This window comes from Faecalimicrobium dakarense (assembly GCF_000499525.1).
Lineage (GTDB): Bacteria > Bacillota > Clostridia > Peptostreptococcales > Peptostreptococcaceae > Faecalimicrobium > Faecalimicrobium dakarense.
Map to the genome: position 1 here is coordinate 1 of NZ_HG529432.1, position 6,995 is coordinate 6,995.

At 27.3% G+C, this 6,995-nt stretch carries 8 protein-coding genes; all 8 read right to left on the reverse strand.

Annotation, left to right across the window (positions count from 1 at the left end):
- Positions 1-10 precede the first annotated feature (10 nt).
- Entirely contained in the window at positions 11-715 is a 705-nt protein-coding gene (locus BN899_RS17495; protein WP_042278142.1) for an HD domain-containing protein, read from the reverse strand.
- A 20-nt stretch (positions 716-735) separates the two neighbouring features.
- Positions 736-1,569: a 16S rRNA (cytidine(1402)-2'-O)-methyltransferase gene (gene rsmI / locus BN899_RS17500; protein WP_042278144.1), complete on the reverse strand. Its 834-nt coding sequence runs from the start codon at positions 1,567-1,569 to the stop codon at positions 736-738.
- Complete coding sequence (locus BN899_RS17505) at positions 1,570-2,322, reverse strand: tRNA1(Val) (adenine(37)-N6)-methyltransferase (protein WP_042278146.1); 753 nt, start codon at positions 2,320-2,322, stop codon at positions 1,570-1,572. It lies immediately after the preceding gene.
- Positions 2,323-2,449: 127 nt separating this feature from the next.
- Positions 2,450-3,331: a PSP1 domain-containing protein gene (locus BN899_RS17510; RefSeq protein ID WP_042278148.1), complete on the reverse strand. Its 882-nt coding sequence runs from the start codon at positions 3,329-3,331 to the stop codon at positions 2,450-2,452.
- On the reverse strand, positions 3,328-4,263 hold the full coding sequence (locus BN899_RS17515) for a DNA polymerase III subunit (protein ID WP_042278150.1): 936 nt from the start codon (positions 4,261-4,263) through the stop codon (positions 3,328-3,330). Before BN899_RS17515 ends, BN899_RS17510 begins: the two co-directional genes overlap by 4 nt.
- Before the next feature lie 2 nt (positions 4,264-4,265).
- Positions 4,266-4,955 carry a dTMP kinase gene (locus tag BN899_RS17520; protein WP_042278152.1) on the reverse strand — a complete coding sequence of 230 codons (690 nt, stop codon included), beginning with the start codon at positions 4,953-4,955 and terminating at the stop codon, positions 4,266-4,268.
- Between the two features lie 108 nt (positions 4,956-5,063).
- The gene (locus tag BN899_RS17525) at positions 5,064-6,476 is read right to left on the reverse strand and encodes an aminotransferase class I/II-fold pyridoxal phosphate-dependent enzyme (RefSeq protein ID WP_042278154.1); all 1,413 of its coding nucleotides are present in this window, start codon (positions 6,474-6,476) and stop codon (positions 5,064-5,066) included.
- Positions 6,477-6,646: 170 nt separating this feature from the next.
- Positions 6,647-6,838, reverse strand: coding sequence for a DUF378 domain-containing protein (locus BN899_RS17530; protein WP_042278157.1), 192 nt, complete (start codon positions 6,836-6,838; stop codon positions 6,647-6,649).
- Positions 6,839-6,995: the final 157 nt, after the last annotated feature.

Sequence of the window (6,995 nt, forward strand, 5' to 3'; positions counted from 1 at the left end):
CATTTTTATGTTATATATTTTGTCTGCTATATCTATAAATATAATTAGTAAGTACATAATCCATATATGTTTTTATTACTCCACTATCTTCATTAGGATTTAACAGCTTTCTAGTTGATACTATATCTGCATATCCTAATAATAAAACTCCTATAACGTCATCATTTAATGTATAAAATATTTCATATAGCTTTTCTTTTGGCATGTCATTGTTTTTATAAAGTACTAAAAGTGTCATATGATGTCTTACATATTTGCATAAAATATCTATATTTTTATAAGATAATCCTAATTCTTGCCCTAATTTAAAAGCTATCTCTTCACCTATTATTTCATGTCCTCTAAAATGAACCCTATTATTACTGTCAACAGTCTTACTAGCTGGCTTTCCTATATCGTGTAAAAATACGCCTAATTTTAGTAACTGAAATTTAGTTAAATTATTATCTAATTTAGTATTTAGATATTCTTCTACTCTTTCTTTTAAATGATTTAAAAAAAAGTTTTTTTCATTTACTATATTCTCAAATTCTTCTAAAGCATATAAAGAGTGGTCATATGCATTTACTATATGGTATTTACACTCACCAATTACCTTCATATCCTTTACTTGAGGTATAATTTTTTCTAGTATTTGATTTTCGTCTAGTCCACGAAAATGATTATAAGTTTTTTCTACACATAAACTATCTAATAGACTTTCTTGTAGTTTCATATATATCACTCCAAATTTTTTTATAAATCTAATACTTGCTTGTAAACTACGTCTTTCTTTAACTTTCTATCTTTACATACCGTTTTAATTGCTTCTTTTTTATCCATTCCACTTTCAATTAGTGTCACAACATATTCTCTTTCGCTAAGGTTATCATAACTATTTTTTACAGTTTTTTCACCTGTGAAACCTTCTACTATTAAAACAAATTCGCCTTTTATTTCTCTTTCATTGAATATATTTATTACAGTTTCTAAATCTTCTCTTATTATTTCTTGATACTTCTTAGTAAGTTCTCTATTTACTGATATTTTTCTATTACCTAATATCTTTAACATGTCCTTTAAAGTATCTTTTAACCTATGTGGTGATTCATAAAAAATTATTGTTCTACTTTCTTCTTTCAGTTCTTCAAGTTGTTGTCTTCTAACTTTTTTGTCTCTATCTAAGAATCCTTCAAATGCAAATTTGGCAGTCTGAAGCCCTGAACTTACTAGTGCCGTTATAGATGCCGTCGCACCTGGAAGAACTTCTATTTCTATATTATTTTCTATAGCTTGTCTTATTATATCTTCTCCTGGGTCTGATATTCCTGGCATACCAGCATCACTTACTAATGCTATATTCTCTCCATCTAATAATTTATTTATTAAATATCCACCCTTTGAGTCTTTATTATGGTCATGATAACTTGTCAGTGGTTTAGATATATCAAAATGATTTAAAAGTTTTATACTATGTCTTGTGTCTTCTGCTGCTATTAAATCAACTTCATTTAATATTCTTATACTTCTATATGTCATGTCCTCTAAGTTACCTATTGGTGTTGGACATATATATAATTTTCCGCTCATTTACTTTTCTCCTATATCTTCATTTGCATAAACTGCTCTTAATTCTTCTGTGTAGTCTCCATCTTCACCGTAAACATATAATGGGTCTAGTATTTTTAATTCTGGTCTTCCATCCTTTGCAAATTCCACAAGCATTAAGTTTGGAGCTTTATTTGCTCTTGGATGTATAAATTGTATTTGCTTAGGTTCTAGTCTATATTTTCTACCTAAATCTATTATATCTACTAATCTTGTAGGTCTATGTATCATAAAGAATTTTCCTTTAGGCATTGTTAATCTTGATGCAGCTCTTATAACATCTTCTAGATTACATTTTACTTCATGTCTTGATATAGCTTTTTTATCATTTGGATTTTTAATTCCATCCATATGCATATATGGAGGATTTGATGTTACAACATGATATCCATGTACTTCTAATTCTTTATCAATTGTTTTTATATCTGCGTTTATTATTTTTACTCTATCTTCTAGATTGTTTAATTTTACAGAACGTGTAGCCATTTCATAAACTTCTTCTTGTATTTCTACTCCTATTATCTCGCTAGCTTCACTTTTACCTGCAATAAGTGTAGGTATTATACCTGTTCCAGTACCTAAGTCTACAACCTTAGCTCCTCTTTTTACCTTTGCAAAATTAGCTAAAAGAACTGCATCTACTCCAAAGCAAAAACCAGTGGTATCTTGTATTAGCTTTAGTCCTTTTAATTGTAAATCATCTATTCTTTCTGTTTCTTTTAGTTTTATTTCCATAAGCATCTCCTTTTAATGTCTTGTTTCACATGTATCTATTTTATAAGTATTATTACCTTAAAAAAGGTAGGAAAAATCCTACCCCCTTAATCTTATAATAAATTTTAATACTTATATAAATAGAATTTTAGTCTTCTAATTTCTTTAATTCTCTTATTGTAGCTTCATCTAGGCCTTCTGCTCTTAAACTATTTCCAGACTTCTTAGGCTCTTGTAAAACTTTAACTTCTTCTCTATGACATATCTTTATAGTCTTATCATTAAATTCTATTTTAACTTGTTCTAATAATGGATTTATTTCTACTACCTTACCTTTTGCTTCTTCAACTTTTACTAATGCTCCTACTACTGGCATTGCATCAATAGCTTCAGCATATACATCATGCTCATATTTTAAACAACAAAATAATCTTCCACATATCCCAGAAATTTTTGTAGGATTAAGAGATAAACTTTGATCTTTAGCCATTTTTATTGAAACTGGTTGGAAATCACCAAGCCATGATGAACAACACAACCTTCTTCCACATGGTCCAAGTCCACCAATAGATTTAGCTTCGTCTCTAACCCCTATTTGTCTTAACTCTATTCTTGTTTTAAATATTGCCGCTAAATCTTTTACTAATTCTCTAAAATCTATTCTTCCTTCTGCTGTAAAATAGAATATTAATTTATTTCTATCAAATGTATATTCACAATCTATTAAATACATTGTAAGTTCGTGCTCTTTTATTTTTTGCTGGCATAACTCAAAAGTTTCTTTTGCTTTTTCTTTGTTTTCAAGATATGCAGCAGTATCTTCTGGTGTAGCTATTCTTATTATTGGTTTTAATGGTGAAACCAACTCTTTTTCTTCTATCTCTTTAGGACCAACAACTATTGTCCCATACTCTAATCCCCTTGCAGTTTCTACTACTACGTCCATATTTTTTTCTATTTCAAATTCAACTGGATCAAAGTAATATATTTTTCCAGCATTTTTAAATCTAACACCCACTATCTTTATCATTTAATCACCTCATATATATTCAAAGCCATAACTTGTATGCTTATATTAAAGTTACAATTGCTTCTTATCTTTGTCTTAGTATCTTCTATTATATCAATAATCTTTGATACTTGCGAATATGTAATTTTTTTGCTCATATTTTGTATAAATACTATCTTATCTGCATTTATTATCATACTTTTATCAACCTTTTCTTTTAACATCATCATATCTCTAAAGTAATTTACAAAAATGTCTAAAATACTCATGATTTCTTTTTTATACTTGTCCATATTAGCTGGTATTTCTAATATATCTATTATCTTTTTATCAAGTATAGTTTGTATATAAGATTGTATATCTTCTCTCATTATTGCAAAATCAGCTGACTCTGATAATTCTAATGCTTTTTCAATACTTCCTCTAGAAAAAACTGAAAGTAACTGTGCCCTTTGTTCTTCTATTCCTTTATCTATTAAATATTTTTTTAAATCTAATAAGGATATTGGAAGAAATTTTATTATTTCGCATCTAGATTTTATAGTGTCTAGTAATCTTTCCTTGTTACTAGTAATTAAAATCATTATAGCATATTCTGGTGGCTCTTCTAATGTTTTTAATAGAGCATTTTGAGCTTCTACTGTCATTTTTTCTGCTTCATTTATTATATATATTTTGTACTCTTTATGTGGTTTTATTATTATATCTGTTTGTAGTTTTCTTATTTGAGCTATTTTTATACTACTTCCATCAGCGTTAATATTTATATAATCTGGACTACTATCTACATTTTCAGTATTTAATAGTATTTTTGCTAGTTCTCCTGTAAATTTCTTTTTCCCTATTCCATCAATACCTTCAAACATGTAGGCATGATTAATCTTATTTTTTCTTAATGAATTTGTTAAATACTTTTTCGCAAATTCTTGACCTATTATATTTTCAAAATACATATCTAACTCTCCATAGATTTTATTGTATTTATAACTACTTGATAAATATCTTCATGGATACTATCTATACTTCTTAATTCATTATTTTCGACACAGTTTATTTTCTTCCATTTATATTTATCTGCTATATATAAAGAATTATTATATGAATCTTCTAAGTACTTAATATCACTTTCATGTATATCTTTTTTATCTTCACCCGTAAATTTATTTTTTCTGTTCTCCATAAGCTTTTGACTAAACTCAATTGGTACATCTAAAAATATTACACAGTCAGGTTTTGGTATCTTATACATATTAAATTCATAATCTGTTAACCAATCTAAGTACTTGTCCCTATCTTCTTTATCCATCTTAGAGGCTTGGTGTACCATATTAGACGTTGTATACCTATCAGCAAGTATTATGTCTCCATTACAATAAAATTCTTCCCACTCTGTCTTATATGATGCATATCTATCTGCTGCAAAAAATGTAGATGATACATATGGATCTACATCTGATGGTTTATCTCCAAAATCACCCCTTAAATACATTTTTACTAGTGCTGATGATTCTGACTTATAATTTGGATATTCAACCTTTTTTATATTATACCCATCTTTTAATAGTCTTTCATATAATTTCTTAGTTTGTGTTGCTTTTCCACTTGCATCTGATCCACTTTCTATGATTATTAACTTTCCGTTCATATTTTATATCCTGATTAAAATTTCTCCTTACATTATTACTTTCATTACCTATAATACTACTTTAGATAATTATTTTAATCAGATTCCACCTCCATATATCTTTACTTATTATTCACTTATAATTTTTATAAATTCTAAATCTGAATCTTTTATTCCATTTACATGCATACCTTTTTTATTGCATAGTAATATATAGTCTATTACTTCTTTTGTTATTATTTCTCCTGGAGATAATAAACTTATTCCTGGTGGATAAGGTATTATATATTCCCCGCTTATTTTACCTATACTGTCATATATTTTAACACTTTTTTTAGTCTTATAAAATGCTTCTCTAGGGCTTAATACTTTTTTTGGTATGATATTTGGATATTTTACTTCTTTTATATTTTTTTTGATATTATTACTATCATATATGTCTTTTAATGCTATCTCTAATCTCTTAAAATCTTTATCATCATTACCTATAGTACATATTAATAATACCCCATAATAGTTAGATAATTCTACCTGTATATTGTACTCTTTTCTAAGTATTTCTTCTAATTCATATCCTATTAAACCAATATTTTTTGACTCTACAAATATTTTAGTTTTATCATATTCATTATATACCCTTATAAGTCCATTATCCTTAATATTTTCTTTAAATTCGTCTATATTTGATAAAAGCTCTTTCATTAATTCTTTTCCTTTTGTTTCATATATATCAACAGCTATCTCTAAAGATGCCATCAGTGTATACGATGGACTGGATGATTGAACAAATCTCAGCATAGATGATAGCCTAGAATGATTTATTCTATCTCCCTGTGTATGTACCATAGATGCTTGTGTAAATGCCGGTAAAGTTTTATGTGTGCTTTGTATAACCAAATCTGCACCTTGCTCTAGAGCAGTCTTGGGTAGCTCATCACTTAATCCTAAATGAGCCCCATGAGCTTCATCAACTATAACTATCATATTTTTACTGTGAGCGTAATCACAAATAGTTTTTAAATCATATGTAATCCCATAATAAGTTGGATATGTAAGTAATATAGCTTTTGCATCTAAATTATTATTTATAACTTCTATAGCATCTTCTACTTTAACTCCTTTTACTATATTATTATCTTCACTTATATCCGTTTTTATATATACAGGATTTATATCTCCTAATATACATCCATTTATAACTGATTGATGGCAGTCTCTATTTACAATCAGTTTCTCCCCTGGCTCACAAGATGCCATTATAGCAGCTTGTATTCCACTTGTACTACCATTTACTATATAATATGTATTATCGCTTTTAAATACCTTAGATGCTCTTTCTTGAGATTCTTTAATTATCCCTTCTGGAGAATGTAGGTTATCTGTTCCTATTATCTCTGTCGTATCCATCTTATACATCTTCTCTATTATTGATGTATATTCTAATCTATCATATATTTTTCCCATTTTATGTCCAGGTACATGAAAAGATACTAGATTTATATCAACTATTTCTTTTAATTCATTTATAATTGTATTTTTCATTTATAGCTCCTTATATTTATACCTTTATATCCAGTTTCAAACTTTGATATTATTACTACTTATTTAATAATATCAAAACTTTGCCTATATGTTTTAATTTTACATGATTTAATTTTTATATAATTAAAAGCCGTTGATTTTTATTATTATCAACGGCTTAAATATTATTTTTAATCATTATCATTAGATGTAAGTGTAAATAGTAAATATATACCTGCTAGTCCAACTAAAGAATATATTATTCTACTTATTAATGCATAAGTTCCTCCAAATACATTCCCTAATAGGTCTGCTCCAAATACACCTATGATTCCCCAGTTAAGGGCACCTATTATAGCTAATATTAGTGCAAATCTTCTCATATTTATCACTCCTATATAGTTAAATATCTATAAATATTTAATATCTATAGATTCACATAAAGGTAATATTACACTTATAATATCGAGTGTTATATTATTCCTATTTTTATATAGGGTTTCCAACTTTTATATTTATATGTATTAATTATAAAAAAAG